The sequence below is a fragment of the Devosia ginsengisoli genome, from assembly GCF_024707105.1.
GTDB classification, from domain to species: Bacteria; Pseudomonadota; Alphaproteobacteria; order Rhizobiales; family Devosiaceae; genus Devosia; species Devosia ginsengisoli_A.
Map to the genome: position 1 here is coordinate 375,326 of NZ_JANQAJ010000011.1, position 20,711 is coordinate 396,036.

Annotated in this window: 19 protein-coding genes, 1 tRNA gene and 1 pseudogene; 8 read left to right on the forward strand and 13 right to left on the reverse strand. The window is 64.7% G+C overall.

The window, feature by feature from the left end; translation table 11 throughout:
* Positions 1 to 17: 17 nt before the first annotated feature.
* From NVV79_RS15825 to NVV79_RS15840, 4 genes are read left to right on the forward strand one after another with little or no spacing between them, the layout of a single operon-like run.
* Positions 18 to 1,049, forward strand: coding sequence for a branched-chain amino acid ABC transporter permease (locus NVV79_RS15825; RefSeq protein ID WP_303991340.1), 1,032 nt, complete (start codon positions 18 to 20; stop codon positions 1,047 to 1,049).
* Position 1,050: 1 nt separating this feature from the next.
* A complete protein-coding gene (locus NVV79_RS15830; protein WP_303991341.1) occupies positions 1,051 to 2,199 on the forward strand; it encodes a branched-chain amino acid ABC transporter permease in 1,149 nt (382 codons plus the stop codon).
* Between the two features lie 12 nt (positions 2,200 to 2,211).
* Entirely contained in the window at positions 2,212 to 2,976 is a 765-nt protein-coding gene (locus NVV79_RS15835; protein WP_303991342.1) for an ABC transporter ATP-binding protein, read from the forward strand.
* Between the two features lie 14 nt (positions 2,977 to 2,990).
* Positions 2,991 to 3,746, forward strand: coding sequence for an ABC transporter ATP-binding protein (locus NVV79_RS15840; protein ID WP_246132874.1), 756 nt, complete (start codon positions 2,991 to 2,993; stop codon positions 3,744 to 3,746).
* A 174-nt stretch (positions 3,747 to 3,920) separates the two neighbouring features.
* Here NVV79_RS15840 and NVV79_RS15845 read toward each other — a convergent pair whose 3' ends face one another.
* From NVV79_RS15845 to NVV79_RS15880, 8 genes and pseudogenes are all read right to left on the reverse strand, one after another.
* Complete coding sequence (locus NVV79_RS15845) at positions 3,921 to 4,688, reverse strand: LamB/YcsF family protein (RefSeq protein WP_303991343.1); 768 nt, start codon at positions 4,686 to 4,688, stop codon at positions 3,921 to 3,923.
* Between the two features lie 2 nt (positions 4,689 to 4,690).
* Positions 4,691 to 5,590, reverse strand: a complete 900-nt coding sequence (locus NVV79_RS15850) for a biotin-dependent carboxyltransferase family protein (protein ID WP_303991344.1) — start codon at positions 5,588 to 5,590, stop codon at positions 4,691 to 4,693.
* Positions 5,587 to 6,255, reverse strand: a complete 669-nt coding sequence (locus tag NVV79_RS15855) for an allophanate hydrolase subunit 1 (RefSeq protein ID WP_303991345.1) — start codon at positions 6,253 to 6,255, stop codon at positions 5,587 to 5,589. The genes NVV79_RS15850 and NVV79_RS15855 overlap by 4 nt, the downstream gene beginning before the upstream one ends.
* Before the next feature lie 222 nt (positions 6,256 to 6,477).
* On the reverse strand, positions 6,478 to 6,654 hold the full coding sequence (locus NVV79_RS15860) for a hypothetical protein (RefSeq protein ID WP_156460475.1): 177 nt from the start codon (positions 6,652 to 6,654) through the stop codon (positions 6,478 to 6,480).
* A gap of 144 nt (positions 6,655 to 6,798) precedes the next feature.
* Positions 6,799 to 7,011 (reverse strand): hypothetical protein, encoded by a 213-nt coding sequence (locus NVV79_RS15865; RefSeq protein ID WP_303991346.1) that lies wholly within the window; start codon positions 7,009 to 7,011, stop codon positions 6,799 to 6,801.
* Between the two features lie 20 nt (positions 7,012 to 7,031).
* Positions 7,032 to 7,119 (reverse strand) — tRNA-Ser (locus tag NVV79_RS15870).
* 206 nt (positions 7,120 to 7,325) lie between these two features.
* Positions 7,326 to 8,298, reverse strand: a pseudogene (locus NVV79_RS15875) (quinone oxidoreductase).
* On the reverse strand, positions 8,295 to 9,176 hold the full coding sequence (locus NVV79_RS15880) for a TerC family protein (RefSeq protein ID WP_303991347.1): 882 nt from the start codon (positions 9,174 to 9,176) through the stop codon (positions 8,295 to 8,297). The pseudogene NVV79_RS15875 and the gene NVV79_RS15880 overlap by 4 nt, the downstream one beginning before the upstream one ends.
* A 179-nt stretch (positions 9,177 to 9,355) precedes the next feature.
* Here NVV79_RS15880 and NVV79_RS15885 point away from each other — a divergent pair, with 179 nt between their 5' ends.
* Genes NVV79_RS15885 through NVV79_RS15895 form a run of 3 tightly spaced genes read left to right on the forward strand, consistent with a single transcriptional unit; the run spans position 9,356 to position 11,426 of the window.
* Complete coding sequence (locus tag NVV79_RS15885; RefSeq protein ID WP_303991348.1) at positions 9,356 to 9,808, forward strand: YeeE/YedE family protein; 453 nt, start codon at positions 9,356 to 9,358, stop codon at positions 9,806 to 9,808.
* Entirely contained in the window at positions 9,808 to 10,278 is a 471-nt protein-coding gene (locus NVV79_RS15890; RefSeq protein WP_303991349.1) for a DUF6691 family protein, read from the forward strand. The genes NVV79_RS15885 and NVV79_RS15890 overlap by 1 nt, the downstream gene beginning before the upstream one ends.
* Positions 10,275 to 11,426, forward strand: coding sequence for an FAD-dependent monooxygenase (locus NVV79_RS15895; protein ID WP_303991350.1), 1,152 nt, complete (start codon positions 10,275 to 10,277; stop codon positions 11,424 to 11,426). The genes NVV79_RS15890 and NVV79_RS15895 overlap by 4 nt, the downstream gene beginning before the upstream one ends.
* 197 nt (positions 11,427 to 11,623) lie before the next feature.
* Here NVV79_RS15895 and NVV79_RS15900 read toward each other — a convergent pair whose 3' ends face one another.
* The 4 genes from NVV79_RS15900 to NVV79_RS15915 form a co-directional block, all read right to left on the reverse strand.
* A complete protein-coding gene (locus tag NVV79_RS15900; RefSeq protein ID WP_303991351.1) occupies positions 11,624 to 12,349 on the reverse strand; it encodes an invasion associated locus B family protein in 726 nt (241 codons plus the stop codon).
* Between the two features lie 145 nt (positions 12,350 to 12,494).
* Positions 12,495 to 15,980: a transcription-repair coupling factor gene (gene mfd, locus NVV79_RS15905; RefSeq protein WP_303991352.1), complete on the reverse strand. Its 3,486-nt coding sequence runs from the start codon at positions 15,978 to 15,980 to the stop codon at positions 12,495 to 12,497.
* On the reverse strand, positions 15,977 to 16,255 hold the full coding sequence (locus NVV79_RS15910) for a succinate dehydrogenase assembly factor 2 (RefSeq protein WP_303991353.1): 279 nt from the start codon (positions 16,253 to 16,255) through the stop codon (positions 15,977 to 15,979). Before NVV79_RS15910 ends, mfd begins: the two co-directional genes overlap by 4 nt.
* Positions 16,256 to 16,353: 98 nt before the next feature.
* Positions 16,354 to 16,512: a hypothetical protein gene (locus NVV79_RS15915; protein WP_303991354.1), complete on the reverse strand. Its 159-nt coding sequence runs from the start codon at positions 16,510 to 16,512 to the stop codon at positions 16,354 to 16,356.
* Positions 16,513 to 16,743: 231 nt separating this feature from the next.
* Between NVV79_RS15915 and recG the strand changes: the two genes are divergently transcribed.
* Entirely contained in the window at positions 16,744 to 18,852 is a 2,109-nt protein-coding gene (gene recG / locus NVV79_RS15920) for an ATP-dependent DNA helicase RecG (RefSeq protein ID WP_303991355.1), read from the forward strand.
* 32 nt (positions 18,853 to 18,884) lie between these two features.
* Here the strand turns inward: recG and glmS are convergent, their stop codons facing one another.
* On the reverse strand, positions 18,885 to 20,711 hold the full coding sequence (gene glmS, locus NVV79_RS15925; RefSeq protein WP_303991356.1) for a glutamine--fructose-6-phosphate transaminase (isomerizing): 1,827 nt from the start codon (positions 20,709 to 20,711) through the stop codon (positions 18,885 to 18,887).

The window sequence follows — 20,711 nt, forward strand, 5'->3', positions numbered from 1 at the left end:
GTTGATCGGAGCACACCATGTTCGAAGTCATCTTTCTGCAATTCCTCAATGGCCTGGACAAGGGCGCGGCCTATGCGCTGATCGCCCTGGGCCTCACCCTGGTGTTCGGCACATTGGGCGTCGTCAACTTCGCCCATGGTGCCCTGTTCATGCTCGGCGCCTTCTGCGCCGTGATGTTCCGCCAGTTGCTGACCCTGGAAACCGTCACCCTTGATCCCGAAAAGCTCTCGCCCTGGGGCGCGCCGCTCGAAATACGCGAGCCGCTGGTGCAGGCCTGGTTTGGCGATTTCGGCGCGGTGCTGGTCAACTATTCGGTCCCGGCCTCGATCATCATCACCATTCCGATCATGCTGCTCGTCGGCATCGCGCTCGAGCGCGGCATCATCAAGCACTTCTACAAACGCCCGCATGCCGAACAGATCCTTGTGACTTTCGGCCTGGCCATCGTGGCGCAGGAAGTCATCAAGTCCTTCTTCGGACCCAATCCCATTCCCCAGCCCATGCCCACCGACCTGCGCGGCGCTGCCGATATCGGCGCGTTCCTGGGCATGCAGGCCAATGTCATCACCTACCCGATCTGGCGGCTGATCTATTTCCTGTTCTCGTTCGTCATCATCGGCGGGGTCTTCGCCTTCCTGCAGTTCACCACCTTCGGCATGGTGGTCCGCGCCGGCATGGCCGACCGCGAGACCGTGGGCCTGCTCGGCATCAATATCGACCGGCGCTTCACCATCATGTTCGGCCTGGCCGCCGTGGTCGCCGGGCTTGCCGGGGTCATGTACACGCCGCTCCTGCCGCCGAACTACCATATCGGCATGGACTTCCTGGTCCTCAGCTTCGTGGTGGTCGTGGTGGGCGGCATGGGCTCGCTGCCCGGCGCTGTGGCTGCCGGGTTCCTGCTCGGCATCCTGCAGTCCTTCGCCTCGATGACGCAGGTCAAGGCCCTCATTCCCGGCATCGACCAGATCATCATCTATCTCGTCGCCGTCGTCATTCTACTCGTATTGCCGCGGGGCCTGTTCGGCCGGCGTGGCGTGATGGAGGCCTGATATGACCGTCATGTCCCGCAACGACCTGCTGCTCTTCCTCGGATTCACCGTCGTGGTGCTGGCCATGCCGATCTGGCTGCACCCATTCGGCGCGGCCTATCCGGACCTGCTGCAGCGCTTCATGATCTATGGCATCTTCGCCGTGGGCTTCAACATTCTGTTCGGCCTCACCGGCTATCTCAGCTTCGGCCATGCCGCCTTTTTCGGCGTGGGCTCCTATGCCGCGGTGTGGTCGTTCAAGCTGCTCAGCCTCGACGCCATCCCGGCCATGATCTTCGCCATCGTGATTTCGGGCCTCTTCGCCCTCATCATCGGCTATGTGAGCCTGCGCCGGTCGGGCATCTATTTCTCGATCCTGACCCTGGCCTTCGCGCAGATGAGCTATAATCTCGCCTATTCGGTGCTGACGCCCATCACCAATGGCGAAACCGGCCTCCAGCTTACCCTCAACGATCCGCGCTATCTCGATCGCGCCATGTTCGAGGCGGCGCCCGGCCAGCCGGTGCCCACCCTGCTCGGCCAGTCGCTTGGCGGCTTTGCCGGCTTCTATTTCTGCGCGGGCTTCCTGATCCTGGCCTTCTTCATCGCGCAGCGCATTACCAGCTCGCCCTTCGGCATGATGCTCAAGGGCATCAAGTCCAACCAGACCCGCATGAACTATACCGGCTTCAACACCAAGCCCTATACGCTGGCGGCCTTCGTCATCTCGGGCATGTATGCGGGCCTGGCCGGCGCGTTGCTGGCGGTCACCGATCCGCTGGCCGGCGCCGAGCGCATGCAATGGACCGCCTCGGGCGAAGTGGTGCTGATGACCATCCTGGGCGGTGCCGGCACGCTGGTCGGCCCTGTCATCGGCGCCTGGCTGATCAAGTATTTCGAGAACATCTTCTCGGCCATCAACGAGAATATCCTGCACCGCTTCTTCGACTTCCTGCCCGATGGCGTCGACAATGTGCTGGTCGCCATATCGAGCAAGTTCGTCGGCGAGGGCTGGTTCCTCACGCTGGGCCTGGTCTTCGTGCTGATCGTGGTGTTCCTGCCGGGTGGCATCATGGAAGGGGTGCGCCGCATCGCGCACCTGTTCGACCGCTCCCGCCGCTCGCCGACCAAGCCGGGCAAGGCCACGCCCCATCCGCAACCTGCCGAATAGGACGAGATAGCCATGACCACACCCAATGTCGTCCTGCATGTTGCCGACGTCCACAAGCGCTTCGGGGGCCTGCATGCCCTGGCCGATATCGACCTGCAGGTCGAGGAGGGCCAGACCCATGCCATTATCGGCCCCAATGGTGCCGGCAAGTCCACCCTGCTCAATGTCATCATCGGCAAGCTGGCGCCATCAAGCGGCCAGGTGGTGTTCGACGGCGCCATCCTTACCGGCCGCAAGCCCTATGAGATCAATCAGCTCGGCATTGCGCGCGTGTTCCAGACGCCGGAAATCTTTGCCGATCTCAGCGTGCTGCACAATGTGATGATCCCGGCTTTGGCCAAGCGCGACGGCGCCTTCAAGCTCAACCTGCTGCGCTCGCTCGACAGCGAGACGGGCATCCGCCAGGAGGCCGAGGACATGCTGGAAGATGTCGGCATGCATAGCCGTCGCGAAATGGCGGCGGGCAGCCTCAGCCGCGGCGACAAGCGCCGCATGGAATTGGCCATGTGCCTGATCCAGCATCCGCGCCTGCTGCTGCTGGACGAGCCCACCGCCGGCATGAGCCGCCACGACACCAACACCACGATCGAGCTGCTCAAGAAGATCAAGAGCCGCGGCATGACCAAGGTGATCATCGAACACGACATGCATGTGGTATTCTCGCTGGCCGACAAGATTTCCGTATTGGCCCAGGGCCGGATCATCGCCGACGGCACGCCCGACCAGGTGCGCGGCAATCCCAAGGTGCAGGAAGCCTATCTCGGAGGGGCCCATTGATGAGTGCGATTGCCATGGAAACCCAGATCGTCACCAATAGTCAGGCCGCCTCGGTCGAAACCTCGCGGCCCTTCTTCTCGATCCGCGACATGCACGCCTATTACGGCGAAAGCTATATCGTGCAGGGTGTCTCGCTCGACATCCGCCAGGGTGAAATCCTGGCCTTGCTCGGCCGCAATGGCGCCGGCAAGACCTCGACCCTGCGCACCATAGCCCGCACCGACGATCCGCAGATGCGGCAGGGCGAAATCTGGCTCGACGGCAAGCCCATCCACCAGATGAAGTCGCACGAAGCGGCTCGATCAGGCATCCAGCTCGTGCCCGAGGATCGGCGCATCATTTCGGGCCTGACGGTCGAGGAAAACATCGCCCTCGCCAAAGTGGCGCCCGGCAATGGCTGGAGCCTCGAGCAGATCTACGAGAGCTTTCCGCGCCTGGCCGAGCGGCGCAAGCAGGAGGGCGTGACCCTCTCCGGCGGCGAGCAGCAGATGCTGGCCATTGCCCGCGCCTTGGCGCGCGACCTCAAGCTGCTGCTGCTCGACGAGCCCTATGAGGGCCTGGCTCCCGTCATCGTCCACGAGATCGAGCGCATCCTGCACTCGATCAAGCCGCTGGGCATCACCACCATCATCGTCGAACAGAACGCTGTGGCCGCCCTCAAGCTGGCCGACCGCGCCGTCATCCTCGATACCGGGGAAGTCGCCTTCGCCGGTACCGCCAAAGAGGTGCTCGACAATACCGAACTTCGCCACGAATACCTGGCCATCTAGGTAACGGCGATCCAAGCTACCCTGGGCCTTTCGACCAAGGCATTCCGCCGATCTCACCTCTCCCCAGAGAGGCCCAGGGTAAGTTTCCCCAGCACGGCAGCTAACCGTCAGCAAACACGATGTCATTCCCGCGAAAGCGGGAACCTCCGTTGGCTGAACGGAGGGAGGAGAGCCCTACCCCTCGGCGTCAGCCTCTTCCGGCACATTCGCCCTGATCTCGATCCCCTCGCCCTCCAGCGCATCGCGCACATCCCGCGCCAGGTCCACCGCACCGGGCGTATCGCCATGCAGGCATATCGAACGCGCCGCCGATTTGAGCACCGTGCCGTCCACCGCCACGATCTCCCCGGCTTTGGCCAGACGCAAGCAGCGCGCAATCACCGCCTCGGCGTCATGAATCACCGCGCCCTCTTGTGCCCGCGGCACCAGCAAGCCCTCGGCCGTATAGGCCCGGTCGGCATAGGCTTCGCGGATCAGCGGCATGCCCACCGCCTTGGCCGCCCGCACCTGCTGGCTGTTATCCAGCGCCAGCACCGCCATTTTGGGGTCCATGCCCTGGATGGTGGCGAAAATCCCCACGGCAAAGGCCAGCTCTTCCGCCGTCTGGTTGGCCAGTGCCCCATGCAGCTTCACATAGCTGAGCGGCAGGCCCACCTCATCGGCGATGAAGCGCACCAGAAAAAGCTGACTGCGGATTTGCCCCAGCAGCTCATCGAGCGGCATGACCACGCGGAAGCGCCCGAACCTTTTGGGGTCGGCATAGCCCGGATGCGCCCCGGCCCGCACGCCGCGCGCCTTGCAGATCTTGAGGATATGCCGGATCGTCGGGGCATCCCCGGCATGGCCGCCGCAGGCGATGGAGGCGCTCGACACGATATCGAGCAGGTCCTCGTCAGTCCCCATGCCCTCGCCCAGATCGGCGTTGAGGTCGATCGACGTCATGTTCAGCGGCTCCGCAACAGCGCGTGCGCATGTTCCACAGTGACCGGCTCGAAGGCAACCGGCGTTCCGTGCCGCAACTGCGCAAAGCGGTCGAGATCGGCGCTGATGACGGTGGCGATGCGTGGATAGCCCCCGGTCGGCTGGTGATCGCGCATCAGCACGATAGGCGTGCCGTCGCCCAATATCTGGATATCGCCCGGAACGATGGCGTCCGATACGAGCGACAGCGCCACCGGTTCGGCAAAGACGCCCGCGGCATCCTCCAGCCGCACGCCCATGCGGTCGAGACGCGACGAGATGACGAATTCCGCAGCGAGAAAACGCTGACGCAATGCCTGTGGAAACAGGTCCGCATGCAGTCCCCAGATCACGCGGATCGGTCCCGATGCCGGCTCGGCCGAAGGCAATGTCGCCAGCGTGGCAGATTCACCGCCGCCTCGCAATGCGACGGCGTCCCCTGCCCGCAGTACCCGCCCATCGAGCCCGCCCAGTTGGGCCCGACTGCTGGTCGCCATGCTGCCCATGACCGGCGGCAGGTCGATATCGGCGTCGAAGCGAAGATAGCCGTAATTGCCCCAGGTCCCCGGCGTCACCGCCAGCGTATCGCCGGCCCGCAGCATCGCCGTGCCCGGCCAGTCCAGCACCACGCCATTATGCTTCACCACAAAGTCGCCACCGGCAAAGCCGACCCGGCATCGCCCGCTCGCCACCCCGATTTCGAGCCCGGCCATGGTGAATTCCACACTGCCGCAGCCTCCTCCGGCCAGCGCTCCTGCCAGCGCGAAGGCGCCACCATCCATCGGCCCCGAGGCGCCGATGCCATGCCGCAACATGCCGAAGCGTCCTGCATCCTGAACGCTGGTCAGCGGCCCGGCCCGCAGAATGGTCAGCATCGCACTCATGGTGCCGCCTCGAATGCCACCATATCGCCCGGACGCAGCCGGGTCGGCGGCGCGCCGGCCGGATCGAAATTGCGGAAATCGGTATGTCCGATCACATACCAGCCGGTCGGCATTTCCGTGGCCGTCACCGCTGTCTGCCCCGCCGCGAACAGCACGCTGCCCGGCGGCACGGCCGGCCGCACATCGGTCCGCCGCGGCACCACCAGCCCCTCGCCATGCAGCCCGCAATAGACAAAGCCCGGCGCAAAGCCGGTCGCCAGCACGCGCAGTGGCTTGGCATTATGCGCCGCCACGAAGTCCGGGGCTGCCATGCCGAGCATAGCCGCAACCTCATCGAGGTCAGGCCCATCGAATCGCGTCGGAATGGTCCAGCTTGCCCCCGGCACTGGCGTGTCGCCCAGCGCAAACAGGCGCAGCCGCAATTCCCCGGCAATCGCCGCCGGCGCCGAAGCCCACGGGTCATAACGCAGCAGCACCGAGACCAGATTGGGCACGATTTCCACCACGCCCGCAATCGGGTCGCGCTCCAGCGCCACGGCCAGCACAATCGCGGCCCGGTTGGCTGCATCGGTCAGCGCGCTGCCAAAGCGCACCAGAAGGCCACTATCGCCGAGCGGCATGATCGTCGGCGTGGGAAATGTCTCGGGGTCGGACGAGCCGGTCATGTTCAGCCCTTGGCCGCAGCACACGGCCAGTCCATGTCGGACCCGCCCGGATCAGTCAACCCGGTCCATAAGCGGCGGAACTCTGCCGCGCTCGGAAGACCGTTCGATAGCGCCACTACCCTCGGGCAGCGGCCGGATTTGACCTGCCGGGCGTCTGGAGCGCTTTCAGCCTAAGTGGATACCACTTTGCGGTTCGAAAGCGCGACCATCAAAATTCGTCCGTCAGTTGGGGTCTTTGCCGTCCTGTTCGATCACGGCATCGAAAAGTTCCCTAGCCTGCCCCACGCCGATCGCCTCGATGGCGACGGCGGCGATGGCCGCGAACAATTCTGCGATTTCCTGGGGATCGGTGATTTCGGCGTCGTCGTCTTCGGCGTCGGCGTTGATCAGAGTGAACACAATAACGCGCCTCCAAGTTAGCCAATGGAAGGAGTGTGCGGCGATTCCCGTTACGGAATAAATAATGGAAATTGGCCTCTGCCCGGTTTGCGGGCAATTGCCATAAAGGGCAGCGGGCCTTACTCTTCCGGCGCCGTGTTTGCCTCAAGCCAGGATCTCGATGTCTTCGAGGCTGGCCGAAAAGGGCTTCGGCTCATTCCCGTAGATCACCTTGAAGCTCTCGTCGTCGCGCACGGCATGGCCGCCGGCATGCCCGAGCACCTTCATCTTCTCATCGGTGAGAATGGTCAGCCCATAGCGCGCCGCCAGCCGCTTCAACCGGCGCATCCGCGACGCATCAAATTCCTTCCGGCTCACGGCACGTCCTCTTGTGGGTCTGGCGGAAGGGGTGGGATTCGAACCCACGGATGCTTGCACATCGGCGGTTTTCAAGACCGCTGCAATCGACCACTCTGCCACCCTTCCGTGGGCTCAGGCTTTAGCGGCAGAGCGTCGGGCTGTCCAGAGTGGCGTACCTGCAGACTTTCGCATCGCGCCACGCCCTCGTGGTTCGAGGCGCTGAAGAAGCGCACCTCACCATGAGGGCTACTTCGAACTCGGCGCTCCCAGTAGCCCTCATGGTGAGGCGGGAGCGTAGCGACCCTCGAACCACGAGGGCGTGGCACGATGCCTCAAGGGATGAGCACCACCGAGCCTGTCGTCTCCCGCCCTTCCAGCGCGCGATGCGCGTCCGCCGCCTCGTCCAGTGCAAAGGTCCGGCCGATCTCCACCTTGATCGCGCCGCTCTTCACCGCCGCGAACAGCAGTTCCGCGCCTTCCAGCAATTCCTCGCGGCTGGCAAGATAATGCACGCCGGTCGGCCGGGTGACATAGAGCGAGCCCTTGCGCGACAGCACGGTGATGTCAGGAATCGCTACCACGCCCGAAGCATTGCCGAAGCTCACCATCAACCCGCGGGGGCGCAGGCAATCGAGCGACTTCTCGAACGTCGCCTTGCCGACCCCGTCATAGACCACGTCGACGCCCTTGCCGTCGGTGATCTCGCGCACGCGGGCGGCGAAGTCTTCCGTGTTGTAGTTGATGGCGTGGTCGCAGCCATGCGCCTTGGCCAGCGCCACTTTTTCGGCGCTGCCGGCCGTGCCGATGACCGTGGCACCCAGCGCCTTGGCCCATTGCGTGGCGATCAGCCCGGTGCCGCCCGCCGCCGCGTGCCAGAGGATGGATCTCGCCCCTGGCCACGGCCCAGGTCTTGAACAGCAGGTAATAGGCCGTCAGCCCCTTGAGCATGATGGCCGCTGCCGTGCGGTCGTCGATCCCCTCGGGGATGGGTACGACGCGGTCGGCGGCGATCAGCCGCTCGGCGGCATAGGCCCCGATCTGGCCCTGATAGGCCACCCGGTCGCCCACCTTGAGCCCCGTCACACCCTCGCCAACAGCCGTGACGACGCCTGCGCCTTCATTGCCCGCCACGAAGGGCGTCTGCATCGGATAGAGCCCGGAGCGCTGGTAGGTGTCGATGAAGTTGAGGCCAATAGCCGTCTGGCGCAAAGCCACCTGCCCCGGTCCCGGAGCGCCCAGCGTCCGCTCCTCGACAGTCAGAACATCGGGGCCACCGGTGTGGTGGACGACAACCGCCCGGGTCATTTCGTGCTCCTCGGCTTGCGCGGCGCCGATTTCGGCCGCGACTGGGCGCGAGAGGTGGGGCTGGCTTTGGCGCCCGGCCTCTTGACTGCCGCCACGCCCGCCCCGCCTGTCACCGAGCCGCCCGCCCCGGTAAACGGCGCCACCGGCGCGTGGGCGCCCTTACGGGCCAGCTTGCGCTGCTTGGCGATGATATTGACCGCCTCGACGAGCACCGAAAAGCCCATGGCGGCGTAGATATAACCCTTGGGAATATGGAAACCGAGGCCATCGGCCACCAGCGACACGCCGATCAGCAGCAGGAAGGCCAAAGCCAGCATCTTGGTGGTCGGATGGTCGGCGACGAACTTGGCCACCGGGCCCGAGGCTACGAACATCACGCCCACGGCCACGATGACGGCGGCGATCATCACTTCCACATGCTCGGCCATGCCGACCGCGGTGACGATGGAGTCGATGGAGAACACCATGTCGATGACGATGATCTGCCCGATAATGGCAGCAAAGGCGGCCGTGGCCTTCTGCGCCATGTCCGCCTCGTGCGGTTCCTCGATGGCCGCATGCATTTCATGTGTCGCCTTGTAGACCAGGAACACGCCGCCCGCGATCAGGATCAGGTCCTTCCACGACAGGTCGAGCCCGAAGGCCGAGATGACTGGCTGGGTCAGGCTGATGATCCAGGAAATGACCAGCAGCAGCAGGATGCGGAAGACCAGCGCCAGCGCCAGGCCGATCTTGCGGGCGCGATCGGCCTGTTCCTTGGGCAGGCGCGACACCAGCACCGAGATGAAGACGATATTGTCGATGCCCAGCACGATCTCCATGACCGTGAGAGTCGCGAAGGCGACCCAGACATTCGGATCGGCGAGCAGCTCAAGCATCGTGGGCTCCATGCGAGTCTTGTGACTGCCTATCTAAGCGGACCTTGGCGCATAGAAAAGGCCGCATGGCAGAGTTTTCCGCATAGCGTGCGGCTGGCGGCACAAAGTCGCTGCGGCGGTGCTGGCTTCGGCGCGGCGCCGGGTGATAACCTCGGTCAACCTGCTTGCGAGTAACAGCCATGGAATCGTTCACCCCGCTTACCGCTGCCCTGGGCGGCGCCCTTATCGGCTTGGCCGCCGCCGTGCTGTGGCTGGGCAATGGCCGTATTGCCGGCATATCCGGTATTTTCGGTCAACTGCTTCCGCCAGCACAAACCGTGGTCTGGCGCGTAGTGTTCCTCGTGGCCCTAGTTGCCGCTACTTTTGCCGCAGCCCAGCTCTTCCCCACGCTCGGCGTGGGCGGCGACACCCCTGCCCGTCTGGTCGAAGCGCCTGCCGCCTGGGGCGTACCGACGCCGGTCTGGCTGGCCATTGCCGGCCTGCTGACGGGCCTGGGCACCAAGATCGGCAATGGCTGCACGTCCGGCCATGGTGTCTGCGGCCTGGCCAGGCTGTCGCTGCGTTCGCTGGTGGCGGTGCTGGTCTTCTTCGGCGTCGCCGTCATCACCGTCACCGTTACGGGAATCGTATGATGGCCAATCTCAAGCTCCCCTATCTCGCCACGGCCGCCTTGAGCGGTGCCCTCTTCGGCAGCGGGCTCTACGTCTCGCAGATGGTCGATCCCCTCAAGGTCCTGCGCTTCCTCGATTTCACCACCATTCCATCAGGCGGCTGGGATCCGAGTCTGGCCTTCGTCATGGGGGCCGCGCTGATCGTCATGTTTATTGCCGTCCGCATCGGCAAGGGGCGGCAGGCGCCGCTGTTCGACACCAGCTTCCACGAGCCCGAATACCGCAAGGTCGATCGCCGCCTGGTCGGTGGTGCCGTGCTCTTCGGCATCGGCTGGGGCATGGCCGGCATCTGCCCCGGTCCCGCCATCTCGCTGATCGCCTTCCTGCCCGAAAATCTCTGGATTTTCCTTGTGGCCATGTTCGCCGGCTCGCTGGCCGGCAGTCTCATCATACCGAGTGGCCATGCCCGCCGTCTGGCGGATGCCCAATGAGCGCCGTCGATGCCGATGCCATCGTGGTGGGAGGCGGGCTTGCCGGGGTCGCCGCCGCCATCGCCGTGGCCCAGGCCGGTCTGAGGACCATCCACCTGGCGCCATCAGGCCCGCCCGATCGCCGCACTTCGGCGCTGATGATGCCCAGTGTCGATTATCTCCGCACTGCCGGCCTCATCGACGATCCCGCCGCTCTCGGCCATGCGCTGACGCAGATCCGCATCATCGACGCTACCAACCGCCTCATCCGTGCGCCCGAAACCTTGTTCGACGCCAGTGAGGCCGGCATGGCGGCCTTCGGTTGGAATTTCGCCAATCTGCGGCTGATGGAGCGCTTCCATGCCGTGGCGGCAAACCTGCCCAACCTCGAAACCCGTAACGCAGGCGCTACCGATCTCTCCCGCACCACCGTCACCCTCACCGATGGCGCGCGCCTCAGCGCCCCGCTGATCGTCGGTGCCGACGGCAAGAAATCGCTGGTCCGCACGGCTGCCGGCATCACGGCGCGGGAAAATGCCTTCACCCAGGCTGCCCTGGTCTGCGACCTCGATCTCGGCCGCCCCATCGGCGGCGCCTCCATCGAGTTCCACTATCCGCAGGGACCGTTCACGCTGGTCCCGGCCGGCGCCAACCGTGCCAACCTCGTCTGGATCGATGATCGTGCCGTGCTCGATGCCGCCAAGTCAGGCGGCAATGATGCGCTCGTCGCCACTTTCCGCGAAAAATCGCAGCGCCTGTTCGGCGCCATCACGCTGGCCAGCCCCGCTTTCGTCTTCCCGCTCAGCACGCTCAGCGTCGATCATGCCGGCACCGATGGCGTCGTGCTGGTGGGCGAAGCCGCCCATGCCTTCCCGCCGATCGGCGCGCAGGGGCTCAATCTGGGCCTGCGCGATGTCGCCGACCTCGCCGCATCCCTCGCCGTCACGGATCGCTCGTCGCCGGACTGGGCCGGCCGCGTCAGCGCCGACTACACCGCCCGCCGCGCCGCCGACCTCGCCCGTACCGGCGGCATGGTCGACACGCTGTTCCGCTCGCTGCTGGCCGACATGCTCCCCGCCCAGGCCCTGCGCGCCGGCGGGTTGTGGGCGCTGAAACTGGCGCCGAGTCTGCGCAGGCAGGCTTTTGCGGTGGGCATGGGCAACCGCTGATACTGTGCCACGCCCTCGTGGTTCGAGGGTCGCTGCGCTCCCGCCTCACCATGAGGGCTACTGGAACACCGAGCCAAGAGTAGCCCTTATGGTGAGGTGCGCTTCTTCAGCGCCTCGAACCACGAGGGCGTGGCACCAATCCCCAAACAAAAAGAGCGCGGTTTCCCGCGCTCCTTATAATCTAAAAATGCAGGCCCCTACTGGGCCGGCGTTTCCGCCGGAGCCTCGCCCTCTGCCGGGGCAGCGCCTTCGGCCGGTGCGGCGCCGCTGCCCAACTGGCGGCGGAGTTCTTCGGCGCGGTCCTGCAGCACCTGCTCCAGCGCGTTCTCGCCCGAGGTTTCCTGGCGGAACTGCTCGAAGGTCAGCGCGGCATCGCCATCATAGGCGGCGGTGAAGCCGGCCAGGGTGATTTCGATGGTCAGGTCCTGGTTCTGCCGGTTCTTGGCGGTCAGCTTGAGCGTGTTGCCCTTCTTGAGCGAGTTCACATACTGCTCATTGATGACCAGTTGGGTGGCGCAGGAAGTGGGGTCACACAGCATATAGGGCACGCGGATCGGCTTGGCGCCGTCGATCTGCCAGGTCAGGCCGAAGGGCAGCAGCACGCCGAGCGGCACGGCGGCCACGGCCAGCAGGCGGCTTTCCTGGCCGGGATCGTCGCGCAGCAGGAAGGAGCCGAGGAACTGGCCATTGGCCAGCACCACCTGGCGCATGATGCAGGCCTGCTGGCCATCGGGCAGCGGGTCGCAGACCTTGAGCCAGTTCTGGCTGGCCGGGTTGGCCGCAGCAGTGTCGGTGGCAGCGGCCGCAGGCGCTTCGGCAGCAGGCGCCTCGGCGGGCGTGGCTTCCTGGGCAAAACTCGCGAGGGGGGACAGCATGAGCGCGGCCACCGCGAAACCGGCGACGAGGGGTTTCCTGATGTTCATAGAATTTCCTTGGCTTCTTTGGCGGTCCCGGTGACCTTGTGCCACCTTGAGAATTGAACTGCCCTTCAAGTGCTGAATTCGGGCAATAACATGACCGATACTGCTTGCCAAAGCATTATGGCAGGACAGGGTTGATGCATGCCGGTCACGACGCATTTTCTGCCAGTTTTGCTAGGCGCGACAGGATTGCGGCCGCCCCCTTGAGGCGATCATTGGGCGTCGGCCAGTTGCGGGCGAACACGAGTTTCTGATCGGGTTTGATGCGAACCTGGTTGGCCGGGTCGCTTACCAACCGCACCAGAGCGGTCGGATTGGGGAATTCGTTGTTGCGCAGCGAGATCACCGCGCCCTTCGGTCCGGCATCGACTTTTTCGACATTGGCCTGCCGGCACAAGGCTTTGACCAGGATCACCTTGAGCAGCGCTTCGACCTCTTCCGGCAGCGGCCCGAAGCGGTCGATCAATTCTGCGCCAGCGGCGTCGATATCGCGGATATCGGTCAAATCGCCCAGACGGCGGTAGAGCTGCATGCGCAATTGCAGGTCGGGCACATAATGCTCGGGGATCATGACAGGCATGCCCAGCGAAATCTGCGGGCTCCACTCGTTGCGATCCTCGTATTCCTCCTCGCCGCTCTTGAGGTTGGCCACCGCTTCTTCCAGCATGGCCTGGTAAAGCTCGTAGCCCACTTCGCGGATATGGCCCGATTGCTCATCGCCCAGCAGGTTCCCGGCCCCGCGAATGTCGAGGTCGTGGCTGGCGAGCTGGAATCCTGCCCCCAGGCTTTCCAGCGATTGCAGCACACCCAGCCGCCGCTCGGCCGTGTCGGTCAATTTTCTGTCAGGTGGCACGGTGAACAGGGCATAGGCGCGCGCCTTGGCCCGGCCGATGCGCCCGCGGATCTGGTACAACTGCGCCAGCCCGAAATGGTCGGCCCGATGCACGATCAGCGTATTGGCATTGGGAATGTCGAGCCCCGATTCCACGATCGTCGTCGCCACCAGCACGTCGAACTTGTTGTCGTAGAAGGCATTCATGATGTCGTCGAGCTCGCCCGGCGCCATCTGCCCATTGGCCACGACGAAGCTGACTTCGGGCACCTGCGCCTTGAGAAAATCGGCGATCTCGTGCTGGTCCTTGATGCGCGGCACCACATAAAAGCTCTGCCCGCCGCGATATTTTTCGCGCAGCAGGGCCTCGCGCACCGACAGGGCATCGAAGGGCGAAATGAAGGTGCGGATGGCCAGCCGGTCCACCGGCGGCGTCGCCAGCAGGCTCAGGTCGCGCACCCCGGTCAGCGCCAGTTGCAGCGTGCGTGGAATCGGCGTCGCCGTCAGCGTCAGCACATGCACATTGGCCTTGAGCTCCTTGAGGCGCTCCTTGTGGCCCACGCCGAAATGCTGCTCTTCGTCGATGATCAGAAGGCCCAGGTCCTTGAACCTGATGGTTTTGCTGAGCAGCGCATGCGTGCCGACCACGATGTCGACCTGCCCGTCGGCCAGCCCGTCCTTGGTCGCCTTGAGTTCGGCCGCCGGCACCATGCGCGACGCCTGTCGCACCCGCACCGGCAGCCCCTTGAAGCGTTCCGCGAAGGTCTTGAAATGCTGCCGCGACAGCAAGGTCGTCGGCACCACGACCGCCACCTGCTTGCCTGACAGCGCCACGGCAAAGGCCGCGCGCAGGGCCACTTCCGTCTTGCCGAAGCCCACATCGCCGCAGACCAGTCGGTCCATGACGCGGCCCGAGGTCACGTCGTCGAACACCGCCTCGATGGCGGCCATCTGGTCCTCGGTTTCCTCATAGGGGAAACGCGCGGCGAATTCGTCATAGGCGCCCGGATTGATCTCGACCACATCGGCCCGCGTCAGCAACCGCGCCGCCGCGATCTTGATGAGCTGCTCCGCCATTTCGCGGATGCGCTTCTTGAGCTTGCCCTTTTTGGCCTGCCAGGCCACGCCGCCCAGCTTGTCGAGCGTCACATTGCCGTCGTCGCTGCCATAGCGGGTCAGCAGCTCGATATTTTCCACCGGTAGGTAGAGCTTGGTGTCGCCGCCATATTCCAGCTCGACGCATTCATGCGGCGCCCCGCCCGCCTCGATCACCTTGAGCCCGATGAAGCGGCCGATACCGTGATCGACATGCACCACCAGGTCGCCAGCCGACAGCGAAGCCGCCTCGGTCAGCGCATCGCTGGCCTTCTTCTTGCGCTGCGGCCGCAGGATGCGTTCGCCGAGGATATCCTGCTCGGACAGGACCAGCAGGTCCTTGGTCTCGAAGCCGGTCTCCAGCGGCAGTACCACCAGCGACGTGGTCGCGGCGCTCGTCGTCTCGGCATCGCGCCAGTTTTCCGCCAGCCGCGGATTGGTCAGGCCATGGTCTTTGAGCACCTGCACCATGCGGTCGCGCGTACCCGTGCTCCAGCAGGCGACGATGGCCCGCCGGCCCGCCCGCCGCTCGGCCAAAAGCCGGTCCACCACCGCCTGGAACAGGTTGGTGTCGGTCGCTTGCCGCTCGGCGGCAAAGCTGGGGGCGATATGCCCGCCGGCATCGTCATTCGCCCGGGTTTCCGGCGCCATGAACTGGCTGAGCTGGATCACCGAGGCCCCTGCCAGCGCATAGGGATGCGCGTCTACCTCATAGAGCAGTTCCGGCTTGATCGGCTTGTAGGGCGCCCCTGCCCCGGCAACCACAGGTGCCAGCCGCGCCGTTTCGCGCGCCTCGTAATAGTCGCGCACCTGCGTCACCCGCTCGGCATAGGCATCCACGGACTGCTCGTCGAACACGAATGGCGCGTCACCGACATAGTCGGCCAGCGTATCGAGATGCTCGTAGAAAAACGGCAGCCAATGCTCTGTGCCCGAATAACGCGACCCGCCGCTGACCGAGGCATAGAGCGTGTCGTCGACCGTATTGCCTCCGAATGCCGCGGTATAATTCTGCCGGAACCGCCGGATCGTCGTCTCGGTCAGCACCACTTCGCTCATCGGCGTCAGGTCGACCCGCTTGAGCTGGCCGGTCGTGCGCTGGCTGTCCGGATCGAAAGTGCGGATGGATTCGAGCTGGCTGCCGAAGAAATCGAAACGCAAGGGCGCCTCGGCGCTCGCCGGGAACAGGTCCACCAACCCGCCGCGCACGGCATATTCGCCGCTCTCGCGCACGGTCGGCACGCGCAGATAGCCATTGTTCGCCGCCCAGGCGATCAGCTTGTCACTATCGACGATCCGGCCCGTCGCCGCCGAAAAACTCATCGTCTCCACCACATCACGCGGCGGCAGTTTCTGGATCAGCGCGTTGATCGCGGTCAGCACCACGGCGCCTTTGGCACCTGATGTCAGTGCCGCCAGCGTATTCATCCGCGCGGCGATGGTGACGTTGTTGGGCGACACCCGGTCGTAGGGCAGGCTGTCCCAGGCGGGCAGCGTCAGGATGGTGTGCCCCGGCAGCATGGCGCCGAGAATGTCGGCCATGCGCTGCATCCGCCGCCCGTCGCGCGCCACGAAAACCAGGCTGGCCGCATCCTCCGGCGCCGCCTCGATGCGCTGCTGCACCAGACGCGCCAGCACCATGGGCTGCATGCCATCAGGCACATTGGCAATGGTGCGCGTCGGGCGCTGCGAGACGATTTCGTTCATTTGGCCAGCCGGGCGGAATGGTCGGCAATCACCTCGTCGAGGAACGCCCGGTCGACATGGGGCGGCGGCTCGGCCTGCCCCATGATCCAGGTCAGCAGCGGCGGGTCTTCCTCGCTCATCAAGGCTTCCAGCCGGTCGAGCCTGTCCTGGTCCATGCCCTCGGTATGAGCGTCGGCATAGGGCCCCAGAATAAGGTCCATTTCCTTGGTGCCGCGGTGCCAGGCGCGGTAGCGCAGCTTCTTGCGGCGCATGGCAATGTCTTCACCGGCTGTCATTTGACGCCATGATTCCGAATGGTGGTTGATTTGAGCGCCCTGTTTAGCCCCATTCGCCCGATGTGTCAGCCCCGGGAATCGCCGGTTCAGCCGCTGCGCTAGAGCAACAGGTTCAGTGTCAGCCAGGCGAGGCCGATGAACAGCGCCCAGCTCAGCAAGGCCAGCACGATCACCACCAGCATGCGCCGTTGGCGCAGCCAATCCACGCCCTTCTCCGGATAGCCGGCAGCGAGCAACCAGGTAAAAACGCGCTCCATGGCGACCTCCGTAACCCTGCTAGGGGTGGCGGATTTCTGCTAATGACGGCTTGCGGAATTCGCTAAAATTCAAGCATTCACAGCTTATATGCACGCCCTGTTCAGCGACAATGGCGCGAGGCTCTCAGTCGGCCTCCCTCCCCACAAGAGGGAAGGAAAACGACTGAGCGTTCAGGGTGTTCGAAAGCCTTCGCGCTTGTGCCACCCTCACCTTGAGGAGAATCACCGCCTTTGTCCCGCCCCGAAGCCCTTTCGCCGCTGTTCCGCTCGCTGCATTCCATCAAGGGTGTCGGCGACAAGCTGGCCGCGCTGCTGACGCGCTATTTCGGCGCGCCCGAGGGACAGGAAGCCATCGCCCTCGACATTCTCATGCATATGCCGTCAGGCGTGGTCGACCGGCGCCGGCAGGTGGGCATAGCCGAGGCCTATCTGGGCCAGATCGTCACCCTGCGCCTGCATATCGACCGCCACCTGCCCCCGCCGCGCGGTCGCGAACACATCCCGCACCGCGTCTTCGCCCATGACGACACCGGCGATGTGCAACTGGTCTTCTTCCGCGCCCAGGGCGGCTGGGTGGAAAAAGCCCTGCCCGTGGGCGAAGAGCGCTTCGTTTCCGGCCAGATCGGCTTCTTCAATGGCGAAAAGCAGATCACCCATCCCGATTACATCGTCGAACCTGACAAGTTCGCCACACTGCCATTGGTCGAGCCGGTCTATCCGCTCACTCAGGGCCTCAGTTCCAAGGCTCTGGCCAAGCTGGTGCGGCAGGTGGTGGATGGCCTGCCTGATATCCCCGAATGGATCGCGGCTGATACAATGGCCGAGCGCAACTGGCCGAGCTTCGACGATGCCATGCGCATGGTCCATTTGCCGACCAGTCCCGGCGAAGCCGAGCTCTGGGCGCCCGCGCGCCAACGCCTTGCCTATGATGAATATCTTGCCGGCCAGCTTACGCTGCAACTGATCCGCTCGACCATGGTCGCGGCGCGCGGCATCAGTCGCACTTTCACCTCGAAGGTGACGGCAAAGGTTAGCAGTGTGTTACCCTTTTCCCTCACAGAGGGACAGTTGCAGGCCATTGGTGAAATCCGCGCCGATCTCGCCTCGCCCGACCGCATGTCGCGCCTGCTGCAGGGCGATGTGGGCTCCGGCAAGACCGTCGTCGCGCTCATGGCCATGGCCGCCATGGCCGAAAGCGGCGCCCAGTCCGCCATGATGGCGCCTACCGAACTGCTGGCCGCGCAACACTTCAAGACCTTGAAACCGCTATGCGATTCCGCCGGCCTCGGCTGCGAATTGCTGACAGGCAAGATGCCCGCCGCCGAGCGCCGCGCCAAGCTCGCGGCCATTGCCAGCGGCGAGACCGACATCGTCGTCGGCACCCACGCTCTGTTCCAGTCCGGCGTCGAATTCCACAATCTTGGCCTCACCGTGGTCGACGAGCAGCACCGCTTCGGCGTCCACCAGCGTCTTGCGCTTTCCGACAAGGGCAAGCACACCGACCTGCTGGTCATGACCGCCACGCCCATCCCGCGCACGCTGGTCCTTACCCATTTCGGCGACATGGAAGTCAGCGTGCTCCGCGAAAAGCCGCGCGGCCGCCAACCCATTGATACGGCAGTTCTTTCCATCGGCGATTACGACCGCGTCATCACCCGCCTCCAGGCCCGTCTCGCCGAAGGTGCCCAGGCCTTCTGGGTCTGCCCCTTGGTCGAGGAGAGCGAACATCTCGACGTCGTCGCCGCCGAGGATCGCTTTGCCGAACTGCAAAAAGTCTTCGGCGACCAGGTCGCCCTGGTGCATGGCCGCATGAGTACCGCCGCCAAGCAGGCGGTAATGCAGCGGTTTTCCGCCAATGAACTCAAGCTGCTAGTCGCCACCACCGTTATCGAGGTCGGCGTCGACGTGCCCAATGCTTCCATCATGATCATCGAACATGCCGAACGTTTCGGCCTGGCCCAGCTCCACCAGCTCCGCGGCCGCGTCGGTCGCGGCTCGGCCCGCTCGGCCTGCCTCTTGCTCTACAAGGACCCGCTCAGCGAAACTGCAAAGGCCCGTCTCGAAACGATAAAATCGACCGAAGACGGCTTCGAGATCGCTGAAAAGGACCTCGAACTGCGCGGCCAGGGCGACGTGCTCGGCACCAGGCAATCCGGCATGCCCGGCTACCGCCTCGCCGTCCCGGACGTGCACCGGCATCTGCTCGACTACGCCCATGACGAAGCCAAGGCGCTCCTCGCGCGTAACCCGGGCCTGTCGGGGGTGGAGGGTGACGCTGCGCGTACCCTGTTGTATTTGTTCAGGAAAGACCTGGCGATCCCGCTGATCCGGGCCGGATAGCGGAAAACTTATCCCGCCCCACCCGTTCGCGATTATTCTACGGTCACCGACTTCGCCAGGTTCCTCGGCTGATCCACGTCCGTGCCCATGAATACGGCCGTATGATAGGCCAGTAGCTGCACGGGAATACAGGCCAGGATCGGCGCAACGAAGCTCGAAACGTGTGGAATGACAATGATATCCGCCACGCCATGCCCGACGGTTTCCGCGCCCTCGGCATCGGTGATCAGGATGATCTTGCCGCCGCGCGCCGCCACCTCCTGCATGTTGGACAGCGTCTTGTCGACCAGCTCGTCCGAGGGCGCCACCACGATGACCGGCATGTCCTCATCGACAAGGGCGATGGGGCCGTGCTTGAGTTCACCTGCTGCATAACCTTCGGCGTGGATGTAGCTGATTTCCTTGAGCTTCAGCGCACCTTCCATGGCGATGGGGAACATCGGGCCGCGCCCCAGATAGAGCACGTCCTTGGCCTTGGAGAGGCGCTTGGCGATGTCCATGATCTGGTCTTCGGTGGCCAATGCCTGCGAGACGGCCGCCGGCAAGCTGGTCAGTGCCTGTACGAATTCCTGCTCCTTGCCCGCATCCAGCACGCCGCGCGCCCGGCCGGCAGCGATGGCGAGGCTCGCCAATGCCGTCAGTTGCGCCGTCAGCGCCTTGGTCGAGGCGACACCGATTTCTGGTCCGCAGAGAATGGGGAACACCACACCGGATTCCCGGGCAATGGTGGATTCCAGGGTATTCACCAGCGACGCCACATGCTGCCCCTGGCCGGCGCAATAGCGCAGGGCGGCCAGAGTGTCGGCCGTCTCGCCCGACTGCGAGATGAACAGCGACAGCCCACCCTTTTCCAGCGGCGGCTCGCGGTAGCGGAATTCGGACGCCACATCGATATCGACCGGCAGCCGCGCATAGCGCTCGAACCAGTATTTCGCAACGGCGCCAGCCAGATAGGCCGTGCCGCAGGCGCTGATGGTCAGCCGGCTCAGGTCGGCGAAGTCGAAGGGCAGAGCCTCGCGGATGGCGACCTTTTCGGCGCCCATATCCACATAGTGGCTCAGCGTATGCGAGATGGTTTCGGGCTGTTCGTAGATTTCCTTGGCCATGAAATGGCGGTGGTTGCCCTTGTCCACCAGCAAAGCCGAGGCCTGCGACACCTGCAGCTCGCGCTGCACGATGGCATCCTTGCCATCGCGGATGGTCACGCCCTGATGGGTGATGACAGCCCAGTCGCCGTCTTCGAGATAGGTCAGGCGCGAGGTGAACGGGGCCAGCGCCATGGCGTCGGAGCCCAGATACATCTCGGCCGTGCCATAGCCGATGGCCAAAGGCGCGCCATGCCGGGCGGCGATCAGCAGGCCCTCCTCGCCCTTGAACAGGAAGGCCAGCGCGAAGGCACCCTTGAGATGCTTGAGCGTCCGCGCCACGGCCAGTTCGGGGTCGGCGCCATTGGCCAGTTCCCGCGTCACCCACAGGGCGACGGCCTCGGTATCGGTCTGCGTCTTGGGCAGGTAGCCGTCTTTGGCCAGGTCGGCCAGCATGTCGCGGTAATTCTCGATAATGCCGTTATGCACCACGGCCACGCGGTCGGTGGCATGAGGGTGGGCATTCTGCTCGGTCGGCGCGCCATGGGTAGCCCAGCGGGTATGGCCGATGCCGATACGACCGGCCAACGGCTCGAAGCTCAGCTTCTGCGCCAGGTTGCCCAGCTTGCCCTCGGCCCGGCGGCGGGAAATGCCGCCCTCTTCCAGCGTGGCGACGCCAGCGCTGTCATAGCCGCGATATTCGAGGCGCTTGAGCGCATCCACGAGGCGAACCGCAACGGGTTCGCTGCCGACGATGCCGACAATTCCGCACAT

Coding starts and splice junctions, on each gene's coding strand:
- NVV79_RS15825 (WP_303991340.1), top strand. CDS start 18: ATGTTCGAAGTCATCTTTCTGCAATTCCTCAATGGCCTGGACAAGGGC.
- NVV79_RS15830 (WP_303991341.1), top strand. CDS start 1,051: ATGACCGTCATGTCCCGCAACGACCTGCTGCTCTTCCTCGGATTCACC.
- NVV79_RS15835 (WP_303991342.1), top strand. CDS start 2,212: ATGACCACACCCAATGTCGTCCTGCATGTTGCCGACGTCCACAAGCGC.
- NVV79_RS15840 (WP_246132874.1), top strand. CDS start 2,991: ATGGAAACCCAGATCGTCACCAATAGTCAGGCCGCCTCGGTCGAAACC.
- NVV79_RS15845 (WP_303991343.1), bottom strand. CDS start 4,688: ATGACGTCGATCGACCTCAACGCCGATCTGGGCGAGGGCATGGGGACT.
- NVV79_RS15850 (WP_303991344.1), bottom strand. CDS start 5,590: ATGAGTGCGATGCTGACCATTCTGCGGGCCGGGCCGCTGACCAGCGTT.
- NVV79_RS15855 (WP_303991345.1), bottom strand. CDS start 6,255: ATGACCGGCTCGTCCGACCCCGAGACATTTCCCACGCCGACGATCATG.
- NVV79_RS15880 (WP_303991347.1), bottom strand. CDS start 9,176: ATGCTTGAGCTGCTCGCCGATCCGAATGTCTGGGTCGCCTTCGCGACT.
- NVV79_RS15885 (WP_303991348.1), top strand. CDS start 9,356: ATGGAATCGTTCACCCCGCTTACCGCTGCCCTGGGCGGCGCCCTTATC.
- NVV79_RS15890 (WP_303991349.1), top strand. CDS start 9,808: ATGGCCAATCTCAAGCTCCCCTATCTCGCCACGGCCGCCTTGAGCGGT.
- NVV79_RS15895 (WP_303991350.1), top strand. CDS start 10,275: ATGAGCGCCGTCGATGCCGATGCCATCGTGGTGGGAGGCGGGCTTGCC.
- NVV79_RS15900 (WP_303991351.1), bottom strand. CDS start 12,349: ATGAACATCAGGAAACCCCTCGTCGCCGGTTTCGCGGTGGCCGCGCTC.
- mfd (WP_303991352.1), bottom strand. CDS start 15,980: ATGAACGAAATCGTCTCGCAGCGCCCGACGCGCACCATTGCCAATGTG.
- NVV79_RS15910 (WP_303991353.1), bottom strand. CDS start 16,255: ATGACAGCCGGTGAAGACATTGCCATGCGCCGCAAGAAGCTGCGCTAC.
- NVV79_RS15915 (WP_303991354.1), bottom strand. CDS start 16,512: ATGGAGCGCGTTTTTACCTGGTTGCTCGCTGCCGGCTATCCGGAGAAG.
- glmS (WP_303991356.1), bottom strand. CDS start 20,711: ATGTGCGGAATTGTCGGCATCGTCGGCAGCGAACCCGTTGCGGTTCGC.